The sequence below is a fragment of the Achromobacter sp. SIMBA_011 genome, assembly GCF_046535435.1.
Classification (GTDB): Bacteria; Pseudomonadota; Gammaproteobacteria; order Burkholderiales; family Burkholderiaceae_B; genus Achromobacter; species Achromobacter dolens.
Map to the genome: position 1 here is coordinate 1 of NZ_JAWRWN010000368.1, position 276 is coordinate 276.

The following is a 276-nucleotide window of genomic DNA, read 5'->3' on the forward strand; positions in this document are numbered from 1 at the left end:
CGTTCATCACCATTCGCAAACGGGGCGCAATGATCATGTATAAATTTGAAATCTATCAGGACAAAGCCGGGGAATATCGCTTCCGCTTCAAGGCATCCAACGGGGAAACGATGTTTTCATCGGAAGGATACAAGGCGAAGGCATCTGCCATCCACGCCATCGAGTCGATCAAGAAAAACTCCCCCGGCGCCAATACCGTCGATCTGACGACAATGACCGTCTGAACAGACCCGTTCCGCGAGACCTCGATGCTTTTGGCCTGCCAGAATTGACAGG

At 51.8% G+C, this 276-nt stretch carries 1 protein-coding gene; it reads left to right on the forward strand.

All coding sequences use genetic code 11. The annotated features are described in order from the left end of the window. Nucleotides 1-224, forward strand: a 224-nt coding sequence (locus SB816_RS31325; RefSeq protein ID WP_410548157.1) for a YegP family protein, incomplete at its 5' end; no start/stop codon positions are given. Nucleotides 225-276 lie beyond the last annotated feature (52 nt).